Raw genomic sequence first — 23681 nt, 5'->3', positions numbered from 1 at the left:
GGCTGTGAGGCTTTTTCAGCGTTCAAAAAAATTGCGGCCGTGGGGCGTCAAAGGTTCAGCCGCCTTCCGGATCCTGGCGGATGACGGAAATCTTGCCGTTGCGCTCGATGATTGCGAATTTGATCTGGTCGATGGTTTCTATGCCCTGACTGGAGCGCGCCGCCTCCATGACATCTGCCTCGACCAGCCGCGCATGGCGCAGGCGTCGGTGCAACAGCTTGCCATTCTCGACAATGATCGTCGGCTCGCCATCAATCAGCCGCGACACCCAACTGGAACGTTGTTTGAGCAAGGAAAAACCGACATCCACAGCGATCAGCGTAATGATCACCAGAAACGCATTGGTCAGAGAAAAATCATCACCGAGCAGCGCTTGCTGGGTGGCTTCACCGATGATCATCAGCAGGACGAAATCAAACGTCGTCAACTCGGCCAGCGAACGCCGGCCGGCAATTTTGAACAGCACCATCAGGGCCAGATACATCGCGAGTGCGCGCAACACCGAGTCCATGGGTCACCTATGGATAAATGAATTGAGTAAGCTTCACTTCGCTCGAGCCCGGCACGCGGATTTGGCTGCGAAACAGGCCCAATCCGTCACCGCGCAGCGTCACATAAAGCGTCGCCTGGCCTTGGGCATCCGCCTGCAACCACAAGCGCATGCCCTGTTTTGAGCTGCGCATACGCACCGGGGCCGGTTGCATGGTTTCGACGCTGAAGCCATCGAGCATCTCGCCGCCGATGTCGAGTTCGACAGTGGCTTCCGGCACCGTGTGCACGCTGAGTTTCAGCGGGTTGGTCGAGCCGTTGCGATGGAACATCTCGTATTCGACCTGGACTTTACCGTCGTCGCTGCGGGCGTCCTGCGAACTGAGCACGCCCCGGGAAAACAGCCCCAACAGACCGAGCAGCATGCACAGCACCAGCAGGTACCAACCAATGTGCTCGAAGCGCCAGACCTTCAACTGATAGGCCATGTCCTCCTGCACCGGGAATCGTCGGCTTTGCAGATCGGGATGCTCAGCGTCAGGCTTCATTGGCGCCACCCTCCTTCGCCGCGCAAGGCGCGACGGTGATAGTCCGGCAACTGCTGCAGGGCGAATTCAGAAGCGAGGGTCTGCACTTCACTGCGCGATCCGGCAAACCATTGCTGGGTGCTGAACAGAAAATGTTTGTCATCGAACTGGAATGCCCAGGCGAAACACACCGTACCGGCCTTGATGCCGTCCATATCATCGGGTCCGAGAATGCCGGTGGTGGCGACGGCAACGTTGGCGGTGCTGTCGCGCAACGCACCGATCGCCATTTCACTGGCCACTTCCACGCTGGTCAGATTGAAGGTGTCCATGGTAGCCGGGCTGACGTGCAGCAGGCGCTGCTTGGCTTGCGGCGAATAGACCACATAGCCGCACTCGATCAGCTCGCCGCTGCCGGGGACTTCCGACAGCAACATGACGATTTCCCCGGCCGTGCAGGATTCGGCGGTGGTGATGATCAACGAATGTTGGCGCAGGTATTCAATGGTTTCCTTGGCAATGGACATGGCATGTTCTCGAAGCTGTTATTGCCGGTTGACCGCTCGCGGCGCGGATCATTCCGCCGGATTGGATGAGCGTGTAAGCGCCTCTTGCAGAGAAAGTTTTCCGCCCCGTTCGGCGCGATCACCTACCCTCATAGACTGTGTAATCCACTCGAGCCCGCCGCCCCCATGCGTTGTTCATTCAAGTCGTTGTTTTTGATTCTGTTGCTGCTACTGATGCCGGGCAGCGCTGCGCTGTGGGCGGCGGATGTTGCCGCGCCGGCAAACTCCGGCGCAGCGCCAATGCCGGTGATTTCGCAAAGCGATCTGCAAGCCCTGCAACAACGCCTGGACGGGCTCAAGCAGCAGATTTCGGCGGCAAATAATTACAACCAGCTCGAAGGCCCGCAGGATCGGGTGCAGGCGTTCATTCTCGATGTCGATCGATTGTCAGCAGCGCTGTTGCCGCAACAGGCGCAACTGGCGGTGCAACTGGGCGTGCTCGGCACCGCTCCAGACGCCGAGGTCGCCGCCGAGCAAGCCGATATCGTCGCGCAGCGGGCGGCGCTGGCGGAGCAGAAAAGCAAGATCGACGGCACCCTGAAAAGCCTCGCCGCACTGAAACAGAACGCCGCCGACCTGATCACGCAAATCGCCGGCATCCGCCGCACCCTGCTGGAAAGCGAACTGACCCTGAGCACCCGCAGCGTATTGAGCCCGTATTTCTGGACACCGCTGGTCAATCCAAGCGAAGACGACCGCCAGCGCCTGCGACTGTTCGTCGAGCAGGTGGCTGACGTATGGGCCACGGTCTGGGCGCCGGGCGAGCGGTTTTACACCTGCGTACTGGTGCTGTTGGCGCTGCTGATCTGGACCTTCGGCCGACGTCTGGCTGAGCGCGGGCTGACCTGGTTCTGCATTCATCGCGTGGCGGAGGGCCGACTGCGCCGCAGTGCCTTGGCCTTCGCCTCAGCTATCGCGACCTTCATCACCACCGCCATCGCCCTGAAGCTGTTGTTCTACGCCTGCACCCGCCACGACGCACTGCCTCCGGTGCTGGAAACCTTCTCCGAAGAGTTCGAGAAAGTCGTCTATGCCTGCGTGCTGATCACCGGGCTCAGCCGCGCATTGCTCTCCACCGCGCACCCGTCCTGGCGCCTGCCGGCGATTGCCGATCCGGTGGCGCTGGCCCTCAAGCCTTATCCGCGAATCCTCGCCTGCTCGTTGCTGGTGTTGGTGACGCTGGTGCAAGTCGCCAATGCCACAGGCATGAGCAGCCACATCGTGATGGCCGGGCGCGGCGTGATTTCCATTGTGGTGTTGGCGATCATCGGCACGATGCTGTTGCGCGTCGGCAAAGTGCGCAAGGCCTTGGTCGCAGCCAACGACCCATCGGCGACCAACAGCGTGTTCGCCGGGCTGATCTACAGCGTCGCCAGTCTCTCGATGTTGGTGACGGCTATTGCGCTGCTGGCCGGCTATGTTTCGCTGGCACGGTTCATCAGTTATGAGCTGGTGTGGGGCTATGTCGTGCTGTCGGGCTTCTACTTGCTGATTCAGCTGGTCAAGGACGCCTGTGAGCACCTGTTTTCGCCGAAACACGCGAGCGGCCAGGCGCTCAAGCAATTGCTCGGCGTCAGCGATCGGCGCCTTGAGCAGACGTCGATCCTGTTGTCCGGCGTCAGCCGCGCCGGCCTGATGCTGATGGCGCTGATTTCGTTGTTTGTCGGGGGCATCGGCACCACGCTCGGCCAACTGGTCACCAACATCATGTCGATCCTTGGCGGCGCCGGTTTGCGCAAGCTGAATATCGTCCCGGCGCATCTGCTCAACGCGCTGCTGGCACTGCTGATCGGTATCTGGCTGATCCGTGCATTAAGCCGCTGGCTCGACAACGAATTCCTGCCCAAGACCGACATGGACCCGGGCATGTGCGCGTCACTGAGCACGCTGTTTTCCAACATCGGCTACGCCTTTGTGATTCTGCTGACGCTGTCGTCGCTAGGCGTGCAGTGGACCAATCTGGCGTGGATCGTCAGTGCGCTATCCGTAGGTATCGGCTTTGGCTTGCAGGAGATCGTCAAGAACTTCGTCTCCGGCCTGATCCTGCTCACCGAGCGCCCGGTGAAAGTCGGCGACCTGATCAGCATCAGCGGCGTCGAGGGCGACATCCGCCGGATCAACGTGCGTGCCACGGAAATCCAGCTCAGCGACCGCTCGATCGTGATCGTGCCCAACTCGCAGCTGATCTCGCAGAACCTGCGCAACGTTACCCTCGGCGGCAGTGCTCAAGGCGTGGCATCGCTGGAGCTGGTGTTCCCGCTGGATATCGATCCTGAGCAGGTCAAACAACTGCTGCTGGATGCGTATCACGAGAACGAAACCATCCTCGATAAACCGGCGCCATTCGTGCGTTTCAGCAAATTGTCGCCGGACGGCATAACCCTCACGGTCACCGGCTATGTGGGCAGCCCGAGGATTGTCGGGCTGACCAAGAGCGATTTGTTGTTTGAGGTGTTGAAGCGGTTGGGCGCGGCGGGGATTGCGCTGGCGAAGCCGCCAGCGGCGTGATTCGGTTAGCGCTTGCCCAAGTTGTCGATGCGGGCCGTGCTGCTGCGTGGCGTCAGCTCGAACGGCAAGACGACATGCCGCTCTGTCAGCGGCTGTTTTTCGATCAGGGCAATCAACATTTCGACCGCCCTGGCCCCGAAGGCCTCGGCTGGTTGCGAGATGGTGGTCAGCGGCGGATCGCAGTACGCAGCCATGGGAATGTCATCGAAACCCACCACTGAAATATCCTCGGGCACACGCAGCCCGGCCTGCCGGATGCGCTTGAGCGCACCAATGGCCATTTCATCGTTTTCGCAGAACAGCGCGCTCGGCCGCTCGGCCAATGCGAGCATCTTTTGCGCTCCGGCAAAACCGGCCTCGAGGCTGAAATTGCCATGGCAGATCAGTGCTTCATCGAAGGCAATCCCGGCCTCGCGCAATGCCGCTTCGTAACCTGCCAGTCGATCCAAAGTCAGCGGGCTGTTTTTTGAGCCTTTGATCAGGCCGATACGTCGGTGTCCCAAGGCGATCAGGTGGTCGGTCATGGCTTTGGCGGCGGCGACGTTGTCCAGGCTGATGGTTGGATAACGCCCGGCCTTGAGCACTTCGCAGGCGTTAACGATCGGCGGCACATCGGCGTCGGCCGGGGCGTTTTCGAAAGGATCGTAGGCGCGCAACTGGATCACCCCGTCGGCCTGATAAGCGTAAACCAGCTCGGCGAATTGTCGCTCCAGTTCTTCCCGGCCCTGGGTGTCGCACAGCAGCAGGCGATAACCGGCCGCCTGCGCCGCTTGCTGCGCGCCGCTGATGACCCGGGCAAAAAAGGTGTTGGCGATGGTCGGCACCAGAATCACCAGATTGCCGGTGCGCCGCGAGCGAAACTGCACGGCCATCAGGTTCGGCCGATAGCCGGCCTGCTCCACGGCGGCCATGACGCGCTCACGGGTTGGCGCGAGCACGCGCTCGGGCGATTTCAAAGTCCTCGAAACCGTCGCCACGGAAACCCCGGCCAGCCGAGCCACTTCGCGAATATTGGACAAAAACACCTCGTTGTTTCATGCCGATCAGGCGCGGAGCTTACCGCAGGCGACGAGCGATCGAAACGCTGTCGATCATCCGCTGCCATTTGACACTCGGCTAATTCAAGCCTAGATTTCGCCCATGATGTAACCGGTTACATCGCTCATCAACATTGCATCCAGCTACCGAGACGACTGCCATGTACGCTGCCGCAAAAATAAGAATGGGTTTTGTTGGAGGCGGTGAAGGTTCATTCATTGCCCGTGCCCACCGGCAAGCCGCCGGCCTCGACGGACGCTTCGAACTGGTCTGCGGCGCATTCAGCCGCGACCCGGAGAATAATCAGCGCACCGCTGCGTCCTTGGGTGTCGCGGCCGAGCGTTGTTACGGCGACTGGCAAACCCTGCTCGCCCGCGAGGCCGCCCTGCCCGCCGAGCAGCGCATGCAATTGCTGGTCATCGTCACTCCCAATCATCTGCACGCACCGATTGCCCGTGAGGCATTGAGCGCCGGTTTTCACGTGTTCAGCGAGAAACCCGCGGCGCTGAACCTCGCCGAGGTGCAGGCGCTGCACTCGGTGGTCATCAACAGCCAGCGAATTTACGGGCTGGCGCACACCTACCTCGGTTACGCGATGGTCTGGCAGGCCCGCGAAATGGTCGCCAGCGGCGTGCTCGGGCGCGTGCGCAAAGTCCTCGTCGAATACCCGCAAGGCTGGCTCAGCACCGATGTCGCCGGGCAAGGCAACAAGCAGGCCGGCTGGCGCGACGACCCGACGCAATCCGGGATCGGCGGCTGCATCGGCGACATCGGCACCCATGCGTTTTCCCTCGCCGAGTTCGTTGCCGGCCAGTCGATTCAGTTCATCAGCGCGATGCTCGGCTCGCATGTCGAGGGTCGGCAACTGGATGACGATGTCGCGATGCTGTTCAAAATGCGCGACGGCGCCAGTGGTGTATTGCTCGCCAGCCAGGTCTGCGCCGGTGAGGAAAACCCGCTGAAGATCCGCGTCTACGGGGACAAGGGCGGCCTGGAATGGCGCCAAGAGGATCCGGCCAGCCTAATTCATCGACCGTTGAACGAGCCGATGCGCGTTCTGCGCTCCGGGGTCGGTCAGCCGTGGCTGTGTGCCGCCGCAACCCAACGCATGTGCCTGCCTGCGGGGCATCCCGAAGGTTATCTGGAAGCCATGGCCAACCTGTACGGCGATCTCGCCGAAGCGATTGTGCATGGCGCCGAGGGCCATCAGGCACCGGGCGTACCGGGCATCGAGACCGGCCTGCGCGGCATGGCCTTCATTGAAACCGCCATCGCCAACCACCTTGGCAATGAAAAGTGGAGCGAGATCCCCGGCCAACTGACAGGAGCCCAGCACAATGAACAGTGATCAGCAAAATTTGACTGGCCTGAAAGGTCCTGGGATTTTCCTCGCGCAATTCATCGCCGACGAAGCGCCTTTCGACTCCCTCGCCAACATCGCCGAATGGGCGGCCTCGCAAGGCTACAAAGCCATCCAGGTACCGACCCTCGGCACACGGTTCATCGATTTGCAGCGCGCCGCTGAGAGCCAGGATTACTGCGACGAACTCATCGCCGTCTGCGCCCGCGCCGGAGTGGTGATCAGCGAGTTGTCGACGCACCTGCAAGGGCAATTGGTCGCGGTGCATCCGGCGTTCGACAGCCTGTTCGACGACTTCGCCCCGCCCGCGCTGCGCGGCAAGCCGCAGGAGCGCACCGAGTGGGCCATTGAGCAGTTGAAACTGGCCGCTCGTGCCAGCAAGCGTTTGGGACTTACGGCCCATGCGACCTTCTCCGGCGCCCTCCTCTGGCCTTACGTCTATCCGTGGCCACAGCGTCCGGCCGGTTTGGTCGAGCAAGGTTTCGCCGAACTGGGCAAGCGCTGGCTGCCGATCCTCGACTGCTTCGAAGAGGCTGGCGTTGATCTGTGCTACGAAATCCATCCCGGCGAAGACTTGCATGACGGTGCATCGTTCGAACAGTTTCTCGAAGCGGTGAATCATCACCCTCGCGCCGCAATCCTCTACGACCCGAGCCACCTGCTGCTGCAGCAAATGGACTACCTTGGCTTCATCGACCGTTACTACCAACGCATCCGCATGTTCCACGTCAAGGATGCCGAGTTCCGCCCCGATGCGCGCTCCGGCGTCTACGGCGGGTATCAGGGCTGGGTCGAGCGTCCCGGGCGCTTTCGCTCGCTGGGCGACGGCCAGATCGATTTCAAATCGATCTTCAGCAAATTGTGCCAATACGACTTCAACGGCTGGGCCGTGCTCGAGTGGGAGTGCTGCCTGAAAGACTCCGCACAGGGCGCGGCGGAAGGCGCGGCGTTCATCGAGCGACACATGATCCGCAAGACCGCCAAGGCCTTCGACGATTTCGCCGGGGTCAGCGCCGATGCCGCTTCCAACCGGCGCCTGCTCGGCCTGACCGACGACTGATTCATCCGCGTTACCGACATAAAAACAATACGGTGATCTGAAATGAACGTAATGAATGCGCGACTCAGCGTGATGATGTTTTTGCAGTTCTTTATCTGGGGCGGCTGGTTCGTCACCCTCGGCACTTTTCTGGCAACAACGCTGGCCGCCAGCGGTGGTCAGGTCGGCATGGCCTTTGCCACGCAATCCTGGGGCGCGATTCTGGCGCCGTTTGTCATTGGCTTGATTGCCGACCGGTTCTTCAATGCCGAACGCATTCTGGCAGTGCTGCATCTGCTTGGAGCAGTGTTGCTTTATCAGCTCTATCGCGCGGCAGACTTCAGCGTGTTTTATCCCTATGTGCTCGCCTACATGATGGTCTACATGCCGACATTGGCACTGGTGAACGCCGTGGCGTTCCGCCAGATCAAAGACCCGGCGCTGGAGTTCTCGCGCATTCGCGTGTGGGGCACGGTGGGCTGGATCGTCGCCGGCGTGGTGATCAGCTTCGTGTTCGCCTGGGACTCGCAGCAAAGCATCGCGGCCGGAGGCTTGCGCAATACGTTCCTGATGTCCGCCGTCGCGTCGCTGTTGTTGGGGCTTTACAGCTTCAGTCTGCCGAACACTGCGCCGTTGAAAAGCGCAGCCGGCTCATCAAGCCTCAAGCAGATGCTCGGCGTCGATGCGTGGGGTTTGCTCAAGGATCGCAGCTATCTGGTGTTCTTCCTCGCCTCGATCCTGATCTGCATTCCGCTGGCGTTCTATTACCAGAATGCCAATCCGTTTCTCGCGGAGATCGGCGTGACCAACCCGACAGCGAAGATGGCCATCGGTCAGGTCTCGGAAGTGCTGTTCATGTTGCTGTTGCCGCTGTTCATCCATCGTTTCGGCATCAAGATCGCCCTGCTGGTCGGCATGGCTGCCTGGGCGTTGCGCTACGTGCTGTTTGCGTTCGGCAATAACGACGATCAGGCATTCATGCTGCTGATCGGCATTGCCCTGCACGGCGTGTGCTATGACTTCTTCTTCGTGTCCGGGCAGATCTACACCGATGCAAAAGCACCGGAACGCTTCCGCAGCTCGGCGCAAGGTTTGATCACCTTGGCTACGTACGGATTGGGCATGTTGATTGGTTTCTGGATCGCGGGACGGATTACCGACCACTTCACATCAAGCGCGGGGCATGACTGGAGAAGCATCTGGCTGTTCCCCGCCGGTTTTTCCGTGGCGGTGTTGCTGTGTTTCTGGGCGACATTCAAGAGCCGCGATCGCGACAAGGCTGTGCTGCCGAGTGCGGTTTAGAGCAGCGTTGTAATGCATGAATAGAACGAATGCCGCCTGTGGTTGAGGCGGCATTCGTTATCGATGTTCATCGTTGCGCTCAAGCGGTGCGACGTTCGAGAAGACGGTCAGCGCCACCTTCGGCGACCCGATTGCCTTGCAGATGATCGGAGCCATCAGAGGCTACTGCATCGCTGAACAGCGGGTCGGTTTCGGTCGCAGCGACTGCATCGCTGAACAGTGGATCGGTTTCGGTTGCGGCTACTGCATCGCTGAACAAGCGGTCTGTTTGAGTGGCGGCCGCGACCGCATCACTGAACAGCGGGTCGGTTTCGGTGGCGGCGAAGGCATTCAGTGCAAAAACCGAGAAAGCGATACCGAGGATAGTCTGGCGTTTCATGATGATGTGCTCCGAGTTGCAGTGGTTGGGTATGGAGCCGAGCTTACGCCGCACCGTGGATATGAGAACTTCATTGACTTAATGGTTGTTATTGACGCAATCAATGGCTGATCGAGCATGAGCCGCTATTGGATCGATCTTCATGCTGTTGCTTACGTCATTAAGAGAAACGCCTTACAAAGTCGAAAGCATAAAACCGATAATCTCGTTTTTGACAGTTTTTTGCACACAAAAAAAGACCCGTATCAGTCGAAACCGAAACGGGTCTTTCCCCACTTAGACGACCTTATTTCAAGTCGTCAAAGTGATCTCGCAGGAACTCGTAAAAGCGCAAAGCTTTCAACAATCTCCATACAAGGCTCAGCGTACGCAGCAGAAGCTTCATACGTTTTGGCCTCCAGGGCTGGCGGCCAAACCTCCAGCAAACTTACCGGACCATGCGTGCCTTCAGCCTAAATGTTGGTGTAGCTAGTGAGGCGGCCGGTTGAAATCCCTCCGAGACATCATTCCGGCGCGGGTGCGAATCCGCGTCAGAGGGCGTGAAACCTTTTGCGCCCCCAGCCAAACCTCACAGCTCTACCAACAAGATGAGCGCAGGCATCTTAACGCAGAAATCAGAAGAGAAAACCCGAGTAGCCAAGGTTATTCTGCGGCTACGCCTGAACCTTTGTAAAACCGTATTTCTGACAATGTTTATTGACAGACCTGAATTCAGTTACATGCGTTGGACGTTCCGAAAAAACCTCGCACATCACGCTAAACCTTCGTTGCACTGACGGGAGAAACTCAATACCATGCGCGGACATGTTGGTGTGGCTAGTGATGCACACGGCCTCGGCTTCAAACCGAGACATGAAAAACCGCCCCGCGAAGGCGGTTTTTTTTCGTCTGCGTTTTCTGGTCCCCTCCCATCCAAGGCACATTGCCTGACGCGATCCCTCTGCGCACCTGCACAAATCTTCTAAACACTCTCCTCCGCCACGCGGTATTTTAGAAACGCCCCTGCTCAACCGACCTATGGAATCCTCCCATGGACAAACGCAACTGGATCTCTCTCTCCCAGGATGTCGATACCGGGATCGAGTCGATTCGTGCGCATTTCCGTGGGCATGCCTACGATCCGCACTGGCATGACAGTTTTCTCGTCGGAGTGACCGAGCAAGGCGTGCAGCAGTTCAATTGTCGCCGGGTGCGTCATCGCAGTACGCCGGGGCATGTGTTTCTGCTTGAGCCGGGAGAAATCCACGATGGCCACGCGCCGACCGAGGATGGCTTTACCTACTCGATGCTGTACCTCGATCCGCACTGGCTGGAGCGCGAACTGCACGCGCTGTTCGAAGAGGCACCGGCCGACAGCCAGCCAGGCTTTGCCGACACCCTGAGCCACGATCCGCACCTGTCGACGGCGATCGTGCAAGCCTTCCACGTGTTACATGACGGCGATCTGCGCATCGTCCGGCAGACTGCGCTGGATGGCCTGCTGGCGTCCCTCACCCGCCATCTCGACTGGCGCAAGCGTCAGGACTTCGATCCGCGCCTGCCACTGGTTGCGCAGGTTGCGCGCGACTATCTGCATGCCCACACCTACGAAGACATCGGCCTCGACGACCTAGCGCAAGCCTGTGGTGTCGATCGTTTTCGCCTGACCCGCGCGTTCAAGGCCGCTTTCGGTCTGGCACCCCACGCCTACCTGATCCAACTGCGCCTGGCCAAGGCGCGGCAATTGCTCGCGCGCGGCGAGACGCCAGCGCAGGTGGCCAGCGTGCTTGGTTTTGCCGATCAGAGTCATCTGGGGCGCTGGTTCCGCCGCGCCTATCAATTGACCCCGGCGGACTACCGCAAACGCTGCTCAAATCTTCCAGACTGAGGCCTGCCCACTGACGATCATGGTGTCCTGTTTCGACTTTCAGGAATCTGCACCATGGCTTCTTTACTGCCCTTTCTGCTGTTTGCTTTCGTCGCCTCGATCACGCCGGGGCCGACCAATATTCTGGTGCTGAGCCACAGTTCGCGGCGCGGGTTGATCGCCACGTTGCCGATCATTTTCGGCGCCTGCGCGGCGGCCGCGTTGATCGTGCTGGTGGTCGGGCTCGGTGCTGGCGAAACCCTGTTGCGCTTTCCGCGCGTGCAGCAAGCGATGGCCTGGGCTGGCGTGCTCTGGTTGAGCTGGCTGGCGTGGCAGATCTTTCGCAGCCCGCCGCCATCGCTGGACCCGAATGCTGCGCAGGAACAAGGCTTGAGCGTCTTCGGCGCGGCGCTGCTGCAACTGGTCAACCCGAAGGTGTGGATGATGGCTGTGGCGGTGGTCAGCGTATTCGTTGGCGGCGGCGACAAGACGCTACGCCTGCTGGTGTTGTCGCTGGCATTTCTGCTGGTGTCACTGCCGTGCATGACGCTCTGGGCGCTGCTCGGCGTTGGCAGCGCGCGGTTGCTCAGCACACCGCAAGCGTTCAAGCGAATGAACGCGGCACTGGCCCTTCTTCTGCTGCTCTCGGCCTGGCTGGCCGTGTTGGTCTAATGCCCGGTGGCTTGCCGGTATTCGCGTGGTGTAAACCCGGTCGAGGCCTTGAACTGACGGGTGAAAGCGCTGTGATCGGTGTAGCCGCATTGCAGCGCAACCTCGGTAATCGTCAAGTCGCTGTGCAGCAATCGATGCGCGTGTTCCAGGCGGACTTTCTGAATCATCTGCCGTGGTGTCAGGTGGAAAACGCGTTTGCAATAGCGCTCCAGTTGCGCCACGGATATCCCGGCGATCCGCGTCAGTTCACCCAGCGTCACCCGCCGGTTGAAATTGCCGCGAATGTATTCATCGACCGCCGCCAGGCGCTCGAACGCCGGGTGGGTTTCGCTGGCTGATTGCAGATCCACCGAAATCCCCACCAGGCCGATGATCGTCCCGTCACGGTTGTAGATCGGCCGCTTGTGGGTCAGGCACCAGCCCGGCTCGCGACTGCCATACAGGTGCAGTTCGAGCTGATCCTCCAGCACAAATCCTTCCTCCAGCACCTTGCGATCCTGCTCGGTATAACCCGGGCCCAACTGCGCCGGGAACACCTGCGCACTGGTTTTGCCGAGCAACGGGCGCAGGTCCTTCAAGCCACAACGCTGCACCAGCGTGCGGTTGGCCAGCACATAGCGCGCGTGCAGATCCTTGATGAAGATCGCCGCATTCGGGATCACATCGAGTATCGGCAACAGCTGCGCGGCACCCGCGACCATCGCTTCGAGGGTCTGCGGACGCAGGCCGTCAGTGCCTTGGCACAGGATCGAAAACCCAGGCTGCATGAAAAATCTCCTTTGCGATGAAGCGCCAGAAACGCCGTCCGCGAGCAGAGTGCAGCAACGTCGCGGCCCTGTCGAGGCCGCACATTCATCGGCGCCATTGTGCTGAATTCGTCATCGATCCCTGCATAAAACATCAATCGCCGCCGCCGTCGACCCGTGCAAAGTCTGCTCGTCCCCGTGACACAACTGCCTATCCAATAACTCACAAGAAGGCGATGCCATGTCAGGCCAAGGCAAGTTCAAAAAACAGCTTTCATTGATCGACCTCACCTTTATCGGACTCGGCGCGATCTTCGGCTCCGGCTGGTTGTTCGCCGCCAGCCATGTCTCGGCGATTGCCGGTCCGGCGGGGATTTTTTCCTGGTTGCTGGGCGGTTTCGCCGTGTTGCTGCTGGGCATCGTCTACTGCGAGCTGGGCGCGGCATTGCCCCGTGCCGGCGGTGTGGTGCGCTACCCGGTTTATTCCCACGGCCCGCTGCTCGGCTACCTGATGGGCTTCATTACGCTGATTGCGTTTTCCAGTCTGGTGGCGATCGAAGTGGTCGCCTCGCGCCAATACGCGGCGGCGTGGTTTCCCGGCCTGACCAAGGCTGGCAGCGGCGATCCGACGATCCTCGGCTGGCTGGTGCAGTTCGGCCTGCTCTGCGTGTTTTTCCTGCTCAACTACCGCAGCGTGAAGACGTTCGCCAAGGCCAACAATCTGGTCAGCGTGTTCAAATTCATCGTGCCGTTGCTGGTCATCGGCGTGCTGTTCACTTTCTTCAAACCGGAGAACTTTCAGGTTCAGGGATTCGCTCCATTCGGCCTGTCCGGCGTGGAGATGGCGGTCTCTGCCGGGGGGATCATCTTTGCCTACCTGGGCCTGACGCCGATCATTTCCGTGGCCAGCGAAGTGAAGAATCCACAGCGCACCATTCCCATCGCGCTGATTCTCTCGGTGCTGCTGTCGACCCTGATCTACGTGCTGCTGCAAATGGCCTTTCTCGGCAGCATCCCGACGGAAATGCTCGCCAACGGCTGGGCGGGTATCAGCAAGGAATTCGCCCTGCCCTATCGCGACATCGCCCTGGCGCTCGGTGTCGGCTGGCTGGCGTATCTGGTGGTCGCCGATGCGGTGATCTCGCCGAGCGGCTGCGGCAACATCTACATGAACGCCACGCCGCGAGTGATCTACGGCTGGGCGCAGACCGGCACTTTCTTCAAGGTCTTCACCCACATCGATGAAAAGTCCGGCATTCCGCGTCCGGCGCTGTGGCTGACCTTCGCCCTGTCGGTGTTCTGGACCCTGCCGTTTCCGTCGTGGGAAGCGCTGATCAACGTAGTCTCCGCCGCGCTGGTGTTGAGCTATGCGGTGGCGCCTGTATCGGTTGCGGCGCTGCGGCGCAATGCGCCGGACATGCCGCGCCCGTTCCGGGTCAAGAGCATGGGCCTGCTCGGGCCGGTGTCGTTCATCATCGCCGCGCTGATCGTCTACTGGTCGGGCTGGAACACCGTGTCGTGGCTGCTCGGCCTGCAAATCCTGATGTTTGTCATCTATCTGTTCTGCGGTCGTTTCGTGCCCACCGCCCATCTGAGTCTGGCGCGTCAGGTGCGCTCATCGGCGTGGCTGATCGCCTTCTACGCGGTGACCATCGTGCTGTCGAAACTCGGCACCTTCGGTGGCCTGGGCATCCTCACCCATCCGTTCGACACGATCGTCGTCGCCGCTTGCGCCACCGGTATTTACTACTGGGGCGCAGCGACCGGCGTGCCTGCCCATCTGCTGCGCCTGGACGACGAGGACGAAGAAAGCGACAGCCCTGCGCCCTCGTCCACCGTCAGCGCCCGCCCTGCCGGCGCCTACTGAAATCATCCAACGGGATCTCTTCATGAAACGAGTACACGTCATTGATTCCCACACCGGCGGTGAGCCGACACGGCTGGTGATGAGCGGCTTCCCCGAGCTGTCCGGCAACAGCATGGTCGAGAAACGCGACGCCCTGCGCAGCCAGCACGACCAGTGGCGCCGCGCCTGTCTGCTCGAGCCACGCGGCAACGATGTGCTGGTCGGCGCGCTCTATTGCCAACCGGTGTCGCCTGATGCCACCTGCGGGGTGATCTTCTTCAACAACGCCGGATACCTGGGCATGTGCGGCCACGGCACCATCGGCCTGATCAATTCGTTGCAGCATCTGGGGAAAATCCAGCCGGGCGTGCACAAGATCGACACGCCGGTGGGGCAAGTCAGCGCGACTTTGCATGACGATGGCTCGGTCACCCTGGGCAACGTGCCCGCCTACCGCTATCGCAAACAGGTACCGGTGGAGGTGCCGGGTTATGGCCGCGTGGTCGGCGATATCGCCTATGGCGGCAACTGGTTTTATCTGGTCTCCGAGCATGGCCAGAGGTTAACGATGGACAACGTCGAACACCTGACTGCGTACACCTGGGCGATGCTCAAGGCGCTGGAAGACCAAGGCATTTGTGGCGAAGACGGCGCGGTCATCGACCACATCGAACTGTTCGCCGATGACGATCAGGCTGACAGCCGCAACTTCGTCATGTGCCCCGGCAAAGCCTATGACCGCTCACCATGCGGCACCGGCACCAGCGCCAAACTTGCCTGCCTGGCCGCCGACGACAAGCTGCAACCGGGCGCACCGTGGATCCAGGCGAGCATCACCGGCAGCCAGTTCGAAGGCCGCTTCGAATGGGAAGGCGAACGCATTCGCCCGTTCATCACCGGCCGCGCCTACATGACCGCCGACAGCACCTTGCTGATCGACGACAGCGACCCGTTCGCGTGGGGCATCTGAGCCGCCACGCCGATTTTTCACTTCGAATCAAACGAAATGCCAAGGAGTTGAATCATGAGCGACAACATCTTCACCGGCTGCATGCCGGCCCTGATGACCCCATGCACCGCCCAGCGCAAACCAGACTTCGATGCGCTGGTGGCCAAGGGACGCGAGCTGATCGATGTCGGCATGAGCGCCGTGGTCTACTGCGGCTCGATGGGCGACTGGCCGCTGCTGACTGAAGCCGAGCGTCAGGAAGGCGTGGCGCGGCTGGTCGCTGCCGGGGTGCCGACCATCGTCGGCACCGGCGCGGTGAATACCCGTGAAGCGGTTTCCCACGCAGCGCATGCGGCGAAAGTCGGCGCGCAAGGCTTGATGGTCATCCCGCGCGTGCTGTCCCGTGGCGCTTCGGCGACGGCGCAAAAGGCCCACTTCGCCGCGATCCTGCAAGCCGCACCGAACTTGCCGGCGGTGATCTACAACAGCCCTTATTACGGCTTCGCCACCCGCGCCGATCTGTTTTTCGAACTGCGCCGCGAGTACCCGAACCTGATCGGTTTCAAGGAATTCGGCGGCGGCGCGGACCTGCGCTACGCGGCCGAGAACATCACCTCCAAGGATGACGACGTGACGCTGATGGTCGGCGTCGACACGCAAGTGGTGCACGGCTTCGTCAACTGCAACGCTACCGGCGCCATTACCGGCATCGGCAACGCCCTTCCTCGCGAAGTGCTGCAACTGGTGGCGCTGAGCAAGCAGGCCGCGCAAGGCGATGCCAAGGCCCGGCGCCAGGCGCGGGAGCTGGAGTCGGCGCTGGCGGTGCTGTCCTCGTTCGACGAAGGTTGCGATCTGGTGCTGTATTACAAGCATCTGATGGTGCTCAACGGCGACAAGGAATACACCCTGCACTTCAACGAAAGCGACGTGCTGAGCGATTCGCAAAGACGCTATGCCGAGAAGCAGTATTCGCTGTTCCGTCACTGGTACGAAAACTGGTCCGCCGAGCAGAATTTCGCCTGACTACTACCTGCCGCGAGTCAAAACGATTCGCGGCAGGCCTCGCTCATTTCACAGGAAGACACCATGACTCTGACGGGCAACATGCTGATCGGCCAACAATCCGTGACGGGTACGCGTTCGGCCTTTCGCGGGATTGATCCGGCGACCAACCAGGCACTTGAACCGCCGTTCGCCGGGGCGTCAGCCGAACAGGTGGAACAGGCGTGCGCCCTGGCCTGGACGGCGCAAGACGCGTACCGCGAAACCAGCCTGAGCACCCGTGCGGCATTTCTCGAAAGCATTGCCGAACACATCGAAAACCTTGGCGATGAACTGATCGAACGCGCCCACGCCGAAACCGGTCTGCCGCCTGCTCGCCTTCAGGGCGAACGTGGCCGCACCTGCTCGCAATTGCGCCTGTTCGCCCGCACGGTGCGCGCGGGTGAATGGCTGGACGTGCGCGTCGACAGTGCGCAACCGCAACGCCAGCCACTGCCGCGCTCCGACTTGCGCCAGCGGCAGATTGCCTTGGGGCCGGTCGCGGTGTTCGGCGCGAGCAACTTTCCGCTGGCATTTTCCGTGGCCGGCGGCGACACCGCCGCAGCACTGGCGGCCGGTTGCCCGGTAATCGTCAAGGCGCACAGCGCCCATCCGGGCACCAGCGAACTGGTCGGCCGCGCAGTGGCGCAAGCGGTCAAAGCCTGCGCTCTGCCCGAGGGCGTGTTTTCCTTATTGTTCGATTCTGGCTACGAAGTCGGCATCGCATTGGTCAGCGACTGGCGCATCAAAGCCGCTGGTTTCACCGGCTCGCGCACTGGCGGTCTGGCCTTGATGAAAGCTGCGCAAGCGCGGGCCGAGCCGATCCCGGTGTATGCGGAAATGAGCTCGATCAACCCGGTTTTGCTGTTTCCCGCCGCGCTGGAAAATCGCGCGCAGGCGCTGGCCGAAGGGTTTGTCGCGTCGCTGACATTGGGCGCCGGGCAGTTCTGCACCAACCCGGGATTGCTGATTGCCCGCAAAGGCCCGGCGCTCGACGGGTTCCTCAGCGCGGTGGCTGAACTGATCCCGCGCAGCGCGGCGCAAACCATGCTCACGCCCGGCATCTTCGGTGCCTATCAAACAGGCGTGACGGCTTTGCAAGACAATCCCCACACGCGTGCGGTGGCGGTTGGCAAACCGGGCAGCGGCCCGAATCAGTGTCAGACGCATGTCTTCAGCACCGATGCAGCGGATTTTCTCGCTGATCAAAGCTTGCAAGCTGAGGTCTTCGGCGCGACATCGCTGATCGTGCAATGCAGCAGTGACGAAGAAATCCGTCAGGTCTGCGCACATTTGGAAGGCCAACTGACCGCGACCCTGCACATGGATGACGCCGACCTTGCACTGGCGCGTTCGTTGCTGCCAACCCTGGAGCGCAAGACCGGGCGCTTGCTGGTCAATGGCTGGCCGACCGGCGTGGAAGTCTGCGATGCAATGGTGCATGGCGGGCCTTACCCGGCGACCTCGGATGCGCGCAGCACCTCGGTGGGCACTGCGGCGATCCTGCGTTTCCTGCGGCCGGTGTGCTATCAGGATTTCCCCGACAGCCTGCTGCCGACGGCGCTGCAACAGACCAATCCGCTAAACCTTCGGCGCTTGCTCGATGGCCAACGGGAAGCGACACACCATGGCGAATAATCCTTCGCACGACATCGCGGTGGTCGGCGCGGGGATCATCGGCGTCGCTTGCGCACTGCGCCTGGCGCGTCAGGGTTTGCGCGTGGTGGTCATCGATCAGCAGGAACCGGGGTACGGCGCTTCGTTCGGCAATGCAGGGCATCTGGCCACCGAGCAGGTATTTCCGATTGCAGACGTGTCGATCCTCAAGCGCTTGCCAGCCATGCTCATGGACCCGATGGGGCCGCTGCGTCTGGACTGGAAATACCTGCCGCGCGCCCTGCCGTGGTTCACCCGCTTGCTGCTGAATCTGCGGTCTGAACCTTTTCAGAAAACCGTCGCCGGCCTGCGCGCGCTCAATGAAAGCAGTCTCGACTCGTGGCAGCGCTTGCTCAGCGATATCCAGCGCACGGATCTGCTCAAGGTTGACGGCTCGTTACTGGTCTTCGAAAAACCTGAATCCCGTCAGGCCATCGAAGCCTTGCAGGCACGCCTGAATCAGCAGCAGGTGCCGGTGGATTACTGGCAGGCCGGTGCGATCCGCGAAACGGCGCCGCAGCTCAGCGAACAGATTCAGGGCGGACTGTTTTTCCCGCGCACAGGGCATTTCCTTGATCCCTATCGGGTGGTCTGCGCACTGGTCGAAGCGGCTCGCAGCAGCGGCGTGAGTTTTCTAAAGCAGCAGGTTCAAGGCGGCTACGTGCAGGAAAACGGCGTTTTATTGGTGACGGGCAACGGCGGTGTGACGGCCAGCCGCGTGTTACTGGCCTGCGGTGCGCATTCGGCGACACTCACCGCCGCGCTGACCGGCAAGCAAGTACCGTTGGACACCGAACGCGGCTATCACCTGATGCTGCCGCACGAGCATGATCGCCTGCCCTTCCCCGTCACCTCACTGGAACGCAAATTCATCATGACGCCCATGCGCGATGGCCTGCGCCTGGCCGGCACAGTCGAGTTCGCCGGGCTGGAGCGGCCAGCAAACATGGCACGCGCCTGGCAATTGCAGCGCCTGAGCCAAGGTCTGTTTCGCAAGGACCTGAACGCTGATGCCGCGACGCCGTGGATGGGCTTTCGCCCGTCGCTGCCGGATTCGCTGCCGGTGATCGATCAGGTTTGCGACGGCAAGGTCCTGCTTGCCTTCGGTCACCAGCATCTGGGCCTGACTCAAGCGGCGCTGACGGCGGAATTGATCGGGCAGATGGTCTCAGGCGCGGCTCTCGCGCTGCCGAGTGTCGACGCCTACCGACTGGCACGTTTCTAAGCGTGCTTCAGCGCGTCGCCGTGATGCATGGCCAGGTGGCCGGTCTTGTCGCTCTTGACCTCGTACTGCGGCGCGTCTTTCGAAGCCGGCCGGTGGCGGCCCATGAACTCGGTGTCGCGGGTGTGCACCTTGACCACTTTGCCGTGAATCTCGCCGGCCTCGGATTTCCAGCGCACCGCATCGCCGACTTTGAATGAACTGCTCATCATTGCCTCCTCGCCTCTGGCTGTTGGTTTATGGAGCCGCGCGCGTCGGAGAAATTCCGCTTTTTTGAGAGGCGACCGAAGGCAGGCAAAAAAATCGAACGGCGAAAATCGCCCGCACCTCCAACTTCCACAAGCCATAGAAAACGGCAATGACGAGGTGTGAGATGAACAACGATCAAGGCAAGCAAGGTGACGATCCGCTCCCAACCACGCCCGACCCGCTGAGTCCGGGGCGTACCGAGGTCGATCCGATGAAGGAACGCGGCATCGACGAACTGCCCGACAACGAGGGCGAAATCCCGCTGGATGATGACGATACCGGTCTGGATCCGGAGCGCGTACGTCAGGAAACCGATAACGCCGAGATGGACGACCAGCCCAATCCGCGTTGAGCCTGAAAAGGCAGCCGTCGCCATGCGGCTGCCTTTCGGTTGCGCAATCAACAGCAGAATCAGGCAAGCATTTCACAGAAATGCACTACTTCGCGCTCCGCCCCAGGCGCAACAATGGGCGTCCGACAACCCCATGGAGGATGCTCACATGCTCGTACAAGCCTATGGCACCCACGCTGGCGACAAACCTCTTGAGCCCATGCAGATCAACCGCCGTGCCCCGGCGGCGCACGACGTACAGATCGATATCGCCTTCTGCGGCATCTGCCATTCCGACCTGCATCAGGTGCGCGCCGAATGGGCTGGTACGCAATTCCCTTGCGTGCCCGGCCATGAAATCGTCGGCCGCGTCTCGGCGGTTGGCGATCACGTCAAAAACTACAAGGTCGGCGATCTGGTCGGTGTCGGTTGCATCGTCGACAGCTGCCAGCAGTGCGATGACTGCGAATCCGGTCTGGAAAATTACTGCGACGGCATGATCGGCACCTACAATTTCCCGACCCCGGACGCACCGGGCTGGACCCTCGGCGGCTATTCGCAAAACATCGTCGTGCACGAGCGCTATGTGTTGCGCATCCGTCATCCCGAGGCGCAACTGGCCGCCGTCGCGCCGCTGCTCTGCGCCGGCATCACCACTTATTCGCCGCTGCGCCAATGGAACGCCGGCCCCGGCAAGAAAGTCGGCGTGGTCGGCATCGGTGGCTTGGGTCACATGGGCATCAAACTGGCCCACGCCATGGGCGCCCATGTCGTCGCATTCACCACTTCCGAATCCAAGCGTGAAGCGGCCAAGGCACTGGGCGCGGACGAAGTGGTGGTGTCGCGCAACGCCGAAGAGATGGCGGCACACACCAAGAGTTTCGACTTCATCCTCAATACCGTCGCAGCGCCGCACGATCTCGACGCCTTCCTCGTGCTGCTCAAGCGCGATGGCGCGTTGACCCTGGTCGGTGCGCCTGCCTTCCCGCACCCGTCGCCGAACGTGTTCAACCTGATCACCAAGCGGCGCACCATTGCCGGCTCAATGATCGGCGGCATTCTCGAGACTCAGGAAATGCTGGATTTCTGCGCCGAGCACGGCATCGTTTCCGACATCGAGTTGATCCGCGCCGACCAGATCAACGAGTCCTACGAGCGCATGCTCAAGGGCGACGTGAAATACCGCTTCGTCATCGACAACGCAACCCTCGCCGGCTAAGCGCCAACGTCCATCGGCAGCGCCGTGCTGCCGATGGCTTGAGGGATTCCATCGGCGCGATTTGACAGCGCCCGCGTTGCTCGCCAGAGTCGCACCCCTTTTTCCACCGCTGGGTGAACAGGGGTCGCCGTTGAACCAACAGACATTGTCCATGCGCCTTGAACGCGTCGCCGCTCACGTGCCGGTCGGCGCACGACTGGCCGATATCGGTTCCGATCACGCCTATTTGCCCGTTGCCCTGATGCGCCGAGGACTTATTACAGCGGCGGTGGCTGGCGAGGTCGCGTTGACGCCATTCCACGCAGCGCAACGCACCGTCAATGACAACGATCTGCACGGCCAGATCAGCGTGCGTCTGGCCGATGGCCTGGCGGCGATCAGGCCTGACGACGGCATCAGCGCCATCACCCTGTGCGGCATGGGCGGCGAAACCATTCGCGATATTTTCGACAGTGGCAAAGCCCATCTCAGCGGCCACGAACGATTGATCCTGCAGCCCAACGGCGGCGAGCAAACGCTGCGCCAATGGTTGATGGACAACGGCTACCGCATCGTCTGTGAAGAGGTGCTGCATGAGAACCGCTTCGACTACGAAATTATCGTTGCCGAGCCGGCCTCTGATCCGGTGACTTACGATGCCAGGGAACTGTTTTTCGGTCCGCTGCACCTGCAGGCACGCTGCCCGGCATTTCTGCACAAATGGCAACGCAGGCTGAAGCAGCGGCAGAAGACGTTGGGGCAGTTTACGCGAGCGCAACAAGCGCTGCCGGAGGACAAAATTCTTGCGCTGAAGCAAGAGATGCAGTGGATCAGTGAATTGCTCGGGTGACTGTGCCGCCGTCTTCGCGAGCAGGCTCGCTCCCACAGGAAATTGCATTTCTCCTGAGGGAACACGGTCAACTGTGGGAGCGAGCCTGCTCGCGAAAGCGGTGGGTCAAGCTACACAGCAACCAAGTTGGCCGCAGCCGTCGGAAAAACAAAAAGCCTGCTGTTAAAAGCAGGCTTTTTCGTGGGCCGTGAACTTACTTCTGCTGCGTCAGCGCCGAGTAGCTGTTCATCAGGTTGCGATAGTTGGGGATACGCTGCGACAGCAGGTTACCCAGGCCTTCAATGTCGTTGCGCCAGTCGCGGTGCAGCTCACAGGCCACCGAGAACCAGTTCATCATTTGCGCGCCGGCCTGGGTCATGCGGCTCCACGCGGCTTGCTGCACGGTGGTGTTGAAGGTGCCGGACGCATCGGTGACCACGAACACATCAAATCCTTCTGCCAGCGCCGACAGCGTCGGGAACGCTACACAGACATCCGTGACCACACCGGCAATGATGATCTGCTTGCGCCCGGTGGCCTTGATCGCCTTGACGAAATCTTCATTGTCCCAGGCGTTGATCTGGCCAGGGCGAGCGATGTACGGCGCGTCCGGGAACATCTCTTTCAGCTCCGGCACCAGCGGGCCGTTCGGGCCTTGTTCGAAGCTGGTGGTGAGGATGGTTGGCAGGTCAAAGAACTTGGCCAGATCCGCCAGCGCCAGCACGTTGTTCTTGAACTCGTTCGGCGAGAAGTCCTGCACCAGCGAGATCAGACCGGTCTGGTGGTCAACCAGCAGCACGATAGCGTCGTCTTTGTTCAGGCGGTTGTAGGTTGGAGTGGTCATGGTGTGCGTCCCTTTTCAAGTTTTGAAGTTTGTTGTTGCGTTCAAGTTGGGTACAGATTACTGACGCACAGCAAAGGGATAAATCGGCTGAAAAGCGTTTCACCGTCCACTCAAACGGGACAATCATTCGAGGCCCGCTCTGATTAGATACACCACAGTACAAATGATGTACCTCAGCCCCCATTTATCAACTCGGCACAACTTCCTAAAGTCTCCTCCAACAGCCACCCGCCATCCTGACGGGCCAGCGACAGAGGAAATCATCATGAGCACATCGAAAAAAGTAGTTGTCATCACCGGCGCCTCGCAAGGCATTGGTGCAGGTCTGGTCGAAGGCTTTCGCGCCCTTGGCCATCAAGTGGTCGCCACCTCGCGCTCGATCAAAGAGTCGAGCGACCCGGATGTCCTGACCGTCGCCGGCGACATTGCCGATCCGCAAACCGCCGAGCGCGTGATTCGCGCCGCTGTTGCCCGCTTCGGTCGCGTCGATACGCTGGTCAACAATGCCGGGATCTTTCTGGCCAAGCCGTTCACCGCTTACAGCCAGGCGGACTATGCCCAGGTCGTGGCGACCAACATGAGCGGCTTCTTCTACATCTCGCAACTGGCCATCGCCGAGATGGAAAAACACGGCAGCGGCCACGTCGTCAGCGTCACCACCAGCCTGGTCGATCATGCAATCGATGGCGTGCCTTCGGTATTGGCGTCGCTGACCAAGGGCGGCATCAACGCCGCGACCAAATCCCTGGCCATCGAGTACGCCAAGCGCGGCATTCGGGTCAACGCCGTGTCGCCGGGCATCATCAAAACGCCGATGCACGCTGAGGAAACCCATCAGGCGCTGGGCAGCCTGCACCCGGTCGGCCACATGGGCGAAATCGACGACATCGTGCAAGCGATCCTCTACCTCGACGGGGCAAATTTCGTCACTGGCGAGATCCTGCATGTCGACGGTGGCCAGAGCGCCGGCCATTGATCGAAACCCTGCGACGCCGCCGGTGGATACCGGCGGCGTCGTTGGTTGTGGTACACAGAGGATGAACG

The 23681-nt window shown here is 61.0% G+C and carries 23 protein-coding genes; 15 read left to right on the top strand and 8 right to left on the bottom strand.

The window, feature by feature from the left end:
* Nucleotides 1-55: 55 nt before the first annotated feature.
* Genes ACYSTU_RS16660 through ACYSTU_RS16650 form a run of 3 tightly spaced genes read right to left on the bottom strand, consistent with a single transcriptional unit; the run spans nt 56 to nt 1543 of the window.
* Nucleotides 56-511: a DUF421 domain-containing protein gene (locus ACYSTU_RS16660; protein WP_024012534.1), complete on the bottom strand. Its 456-nt coding sequence runs from the start codon at nt 509-511 to the stop codon at nt 56-58.
* 7 nt (nt 512-518) lie between these two features.
* The gene (locus ACYSTU_RS16655; protein ID WP_499000150.1) at nt 519-1037 is read right to left on the bottom strand and encodes a hypothetical protein; all 519 of its coding nucleotides are present in this window, start codon (nt 1035-1037) and stop codon (nt 519-521) included.
* Nucleotides 1034-1543: a CinA family protein gene (locus ACYSTU_RS16650; protein WP_323163736.1), complete on the bottom strand. Its 510-nt coding sequence runs from the start codon at nt 1541-1543 to the stop codon at nt 1034-1036. The genes ACYSTU_RS16655 and ACYSTU_RS16650 overlap by 4 nt, the downstream gene beginning before the upstream one ends.
* Before the next feature lie 165 nt (nt 1544-1708).
* Between ACYSTU_RS16650 and ACYSTU_RS16645 the strand changes: the two genes are divergently transcribed.
* Entirely contained in the window at nt 1709-4090 is a 2382-nt protein-coding gene (locus ACYSTU_RS16645) for a DUF3772 domain-containing protein (protein ID WP_499000147.1), read from the top strand.
* Between the two features lie 5 nt (nt 4091-4095).
* On the opposite strand, the gene ACYSTU_RS16640 is transcribed toward ACYSTU_RS16645, so the two are convergent.
* Nucleotides 4096-5109 carry a LacI family DNA-binding transcriptional regulator gene (locus tag ACYSTU_RS16640; RefSeq protein ID WP_264364931.1) on the bottom strand — a complete coding sequence of 338 codons (1014 nt, stop codon included), beginning with the start codon at nt 5107-5109 and terminating at the stop codon, nt 4096-4098.
* A gap of 203 nt (nt 5110-5312) precedes the next feature.
* Here ACYSTU_RS16640 and ACYSTU_RS16635 point away from each other — a divergent pair, with 203 nt between their 5' ends.
* Genes ACYSTU_RS16635 through ACYSTU_RS16625 form a run of 3 tightly spaced genes read left to right on the top strand, consistent with a single transcriptional unit; the run spans nt 5313 to nt 8829 of the window.
* A complete protein-coding gene (locus ACYSTU_RS16635) occupies nt 5313-6476 on the top strand; it encodes a Gfo/Idh/MocA family protein (RefSeq protein WP_136494233.1) in 1164 nt (387 codons plus the stop codon).
* Nucleotides 6466-7548: a sugar phosphate isomerase/epimerase family protein gene (locus ACYSTU_RS16630; RefSeq protein WP_499000144.1), complete on the top strand. Its 1083-nt coding sequence runs from the start codon at nt 6466-6468 to the stop codon at nt 7546-7548. The genes ACYSTU_RS16635 and ACYSTU_RS16630 overlap by 11 nt, the downstream gene beginning before the upstream one ends.
* A gap of 42 nt (nt 7549-7590) precedes the next feature.
* Nucleotides 7591-8829 (top strand): nucleoside permease, encoded by a 1239-nt coding sequence (locus ACYSTU_RS16625; RefSeq protein WP_499000141.1) that lies wholly within the window; start codon nt 7591-7593, stop codon nt 8827-8829.
* A 79-nt stretch (nt 8830-8908) separates the two neighbouring features.
* Here the strand turns inward: ACYSTU_RS16625 and ACYSTU_RS16620 are convergent, their stop codons facing one another.
* A complete protein-coding gene (locus ACYSTU_RS16620) occupies nt 8909-9208 on the bottom strand; it encodes a hypothetical protein (protein WP_039763483.1) in 300 nt (99 codons plus the stop codon).
* 1030 nt (nt 9209-10238) lie between these two features.
* Here ACYSTU_RS16620 and ACYSTU_RS16615 point away from each other — a divergent pair.
* Together ACYSTU_RS16615 and ACYSTU_RS16610 are read left to right on the top strand one after the other, a co-directional pair.
* Nucleotides 10239-11075, top strand: a complete 837-nt coding sequence (locus ACYSTU_RS16615; protein WP_366301768.1) for an AraC family transcriptional regulator — start codon at nt 10239-10241, stop codon at nt 11073-11075.
* A 54-nt stretch (nt 11076-11129) separates the two neighbouring features.
* Nucleotides 11130-11726 carry a LysE family translocator gene (locus tag ACYSTU_RS16610; protein WP_336341323.1) on the top strand — a complete coding sequence of 199 codons (597 nt, stop codon included), beginning with the start codon at nt 11130-11132 and terminating at the stop codon, nt 11724-11726.
* Here ACYSTU_RS16610 and ACYSTU_RS16605 read toward each other — a convergent pair.
* Nucleotides 11723-12493: a PAS domain-containing protein gene (locus tag ACYSTU_RS16605; RefSeq protein WP_499000137.1), complete on the bottom strand. Its 771-nt coding sequence runs from the start codon at nt 12491-12493 to the stop codon at nt 11723-11725. The two genes, ACYSTU_RS16610 and ACYSTU_RS16605, sit on opposite strands and share 4 nt — an antisense overlap.
* A gap of 220 nt (nt 12494-12713) precedes the next feature.
* Here ACYSTU_RS16605 and ACYSTU_RS16600 point away from each other — a divergent pair, with 220 nt between their 5' ends.
* The 5 genes from ACYSTU_RS16600 (at nt 12714) to ACYSTU_RS16580 (ending at nt 19189) form a co-directional block, all read left to right on the top strand.
* Entirely contained in the window at nt 12714-14339 is a 1626-nt protein-coding gene (locus ACYSTU_RS16600) for an APC family permease (protein WP_130000026.1), read from the top strand.
* A gap of 22 nt (nt 14340-14361) precedes the next feature.
* Nucleotides 14362-15288 carry a 4-hydroxyproline epimerase gene (locus ACYSTU_RS16595; RefSeq protein ID WP_039763195.1) on the top strand — a complete coding sequence of 309 codons (927 nt, stop codon included), beginning with the start codon at nt 14362-14364 and terminating at the stop codon, nt 15286-15288.
* A 54-nt stretch (nt 15289-15342) separates the two neighbouring features.
* On the top strand, nt 15343-16290 hold the full coding sequence (locus ACYSTU_RS16590) for a dihydrodipicolinate synthase family protein (protein WP_110599051.1): 948 nt from the start codon (nt 15343-15345) through the stop codon (nt 16288-16290).
* A 63-nt stretch (nt 16291-16353) separates the two neighbouring features.
* Nucleotides 16354-17946 (top strand): aldehyde dehydrogenase (NADP(+)), encoded by a 1593-nt coding sequence (locus ACYSTU_RS16585; protein ID WP_499000132.1) that lies wholly within the window; start codon nt 16354-16356, stop codon nt 17944-17946.
* Nucleotides 17936-19189: an NAD(P)/FAD-dependent oxidoreductase gene (locus tag ACYSTU_RS16580; protein ID WP_499000130.1), complete on the top strand. Its 1254-nt coding sequence runs from the start codon at nt 17936-17938 to the stop codon at nt 19187-19189. The genes ACYSTU_RS16585 and ACYSTU_RS16580 overlap by 11 nt, the downstream gene beginning before the upstream one ends.
* Here ACYSTU_RS16580 and ACYSTU_RS16575 read toward each other — a convergent pair.
* Nucleotides 19186-19395, bottom strand: coding sequence for a hypervirulence associated TUDOR domain-containing protein (locus tag ACYSTU_RS16575; protein WP_136494225.1), 210 nt, complete (start codon nt 19393-19395; stop codon nt 19186-19188). The genes ACYSTU_RS16580 and ACYSTU_RS16575 overlap by 4 nt on opposite strands.
* 164 nt (nt 19396-19559) lie before the next feature.
* On the opposite strand from ACYSTU_RS16575, the gene ACYSTU_RS16570 reads away from it, so the two are divergent.
* The 3 genes from ACYSTU_RS16570 (at nt 19560) to ACYSTU_RS16560 (ending at nt 21814) form a co-directional block, all read left to right on the top strand.
* Nucleotides 19560-19787, top strand: coding sequence for a hypothetical protein (locus ACYSTU_RS16570; RefSeq protein WP_110645810.1), 228 nt, complete (start codon nt 19560-19562; stop codon nt 19785-19787).
* 148 nt (nt 19788-19935) lie between these two features.
* Nucleotides 19936-20985 carry an NAD(P)-dependent alcohol dehydrogenase gene (locus ACYSTU_RS16565; RefSeq protein WP_499000127.1) on the top strand — a complete coding sequence of 350 codons (1050 nt, stop codon included), beginning with the start codon at nt 19936-19938 and terminating at the stop codon, nt 20983-20985.
* A 130-nt stretch (nt 20986-21115) separates the two neighbouring features.
* Complete coding sequence (locus ACYSTU_RS16560; protein ID WP_318782901.1) at nt 21116-21814, top strand: tRNA (adenine(22)-N(1))-methyltransferase; 699 nt, start codon at nt 21116-21118, stop codon at nt 21812-21814.
* Nucleotides 21815-22007: 193 nt separating this feature from the next.
* On the opposite strand, the gene ycaC is transcribed toward ACYSTU_RS16560, so the two are convergent.
* A complete protein-coding gene (gene ycaC, locus ACYSTU_RS16555; protein ID WP_016774235.1) occupies nt 22008-22637 on the bottom strand; it encodes an isochorismate family cysteine hydrolase YcaC in 630 nt (209 codons plus the stop codon).
* Between the two features lie 265 nt (nt 22638-22902).
* Here ycaC and ACYSTU_RS16550 point away from each other — a divergent pair, with 265 nt between their 5' ends.
* The gene (locus ACYSTU_RS16550) at nt 22903-23613 is read left to right on the top strand and encodes an SDR family NAD(P)-dependent oxidoreductase (protein ID WP_016774234.1); all 711 of its coding nucleotides are present in this window, start codon (nt 22903-22905) and stop codon (nt 23611-23613) included.
* The last annotated feature ends 68 nt before the right edge of the window (nt 23614-23681 follow it).

The organism is Pseudomonas glycinis (genome assembly GCF_054871425.1).
This window is presented reverse-complemented; position numbering and strand designations above follow the sequence as displayed.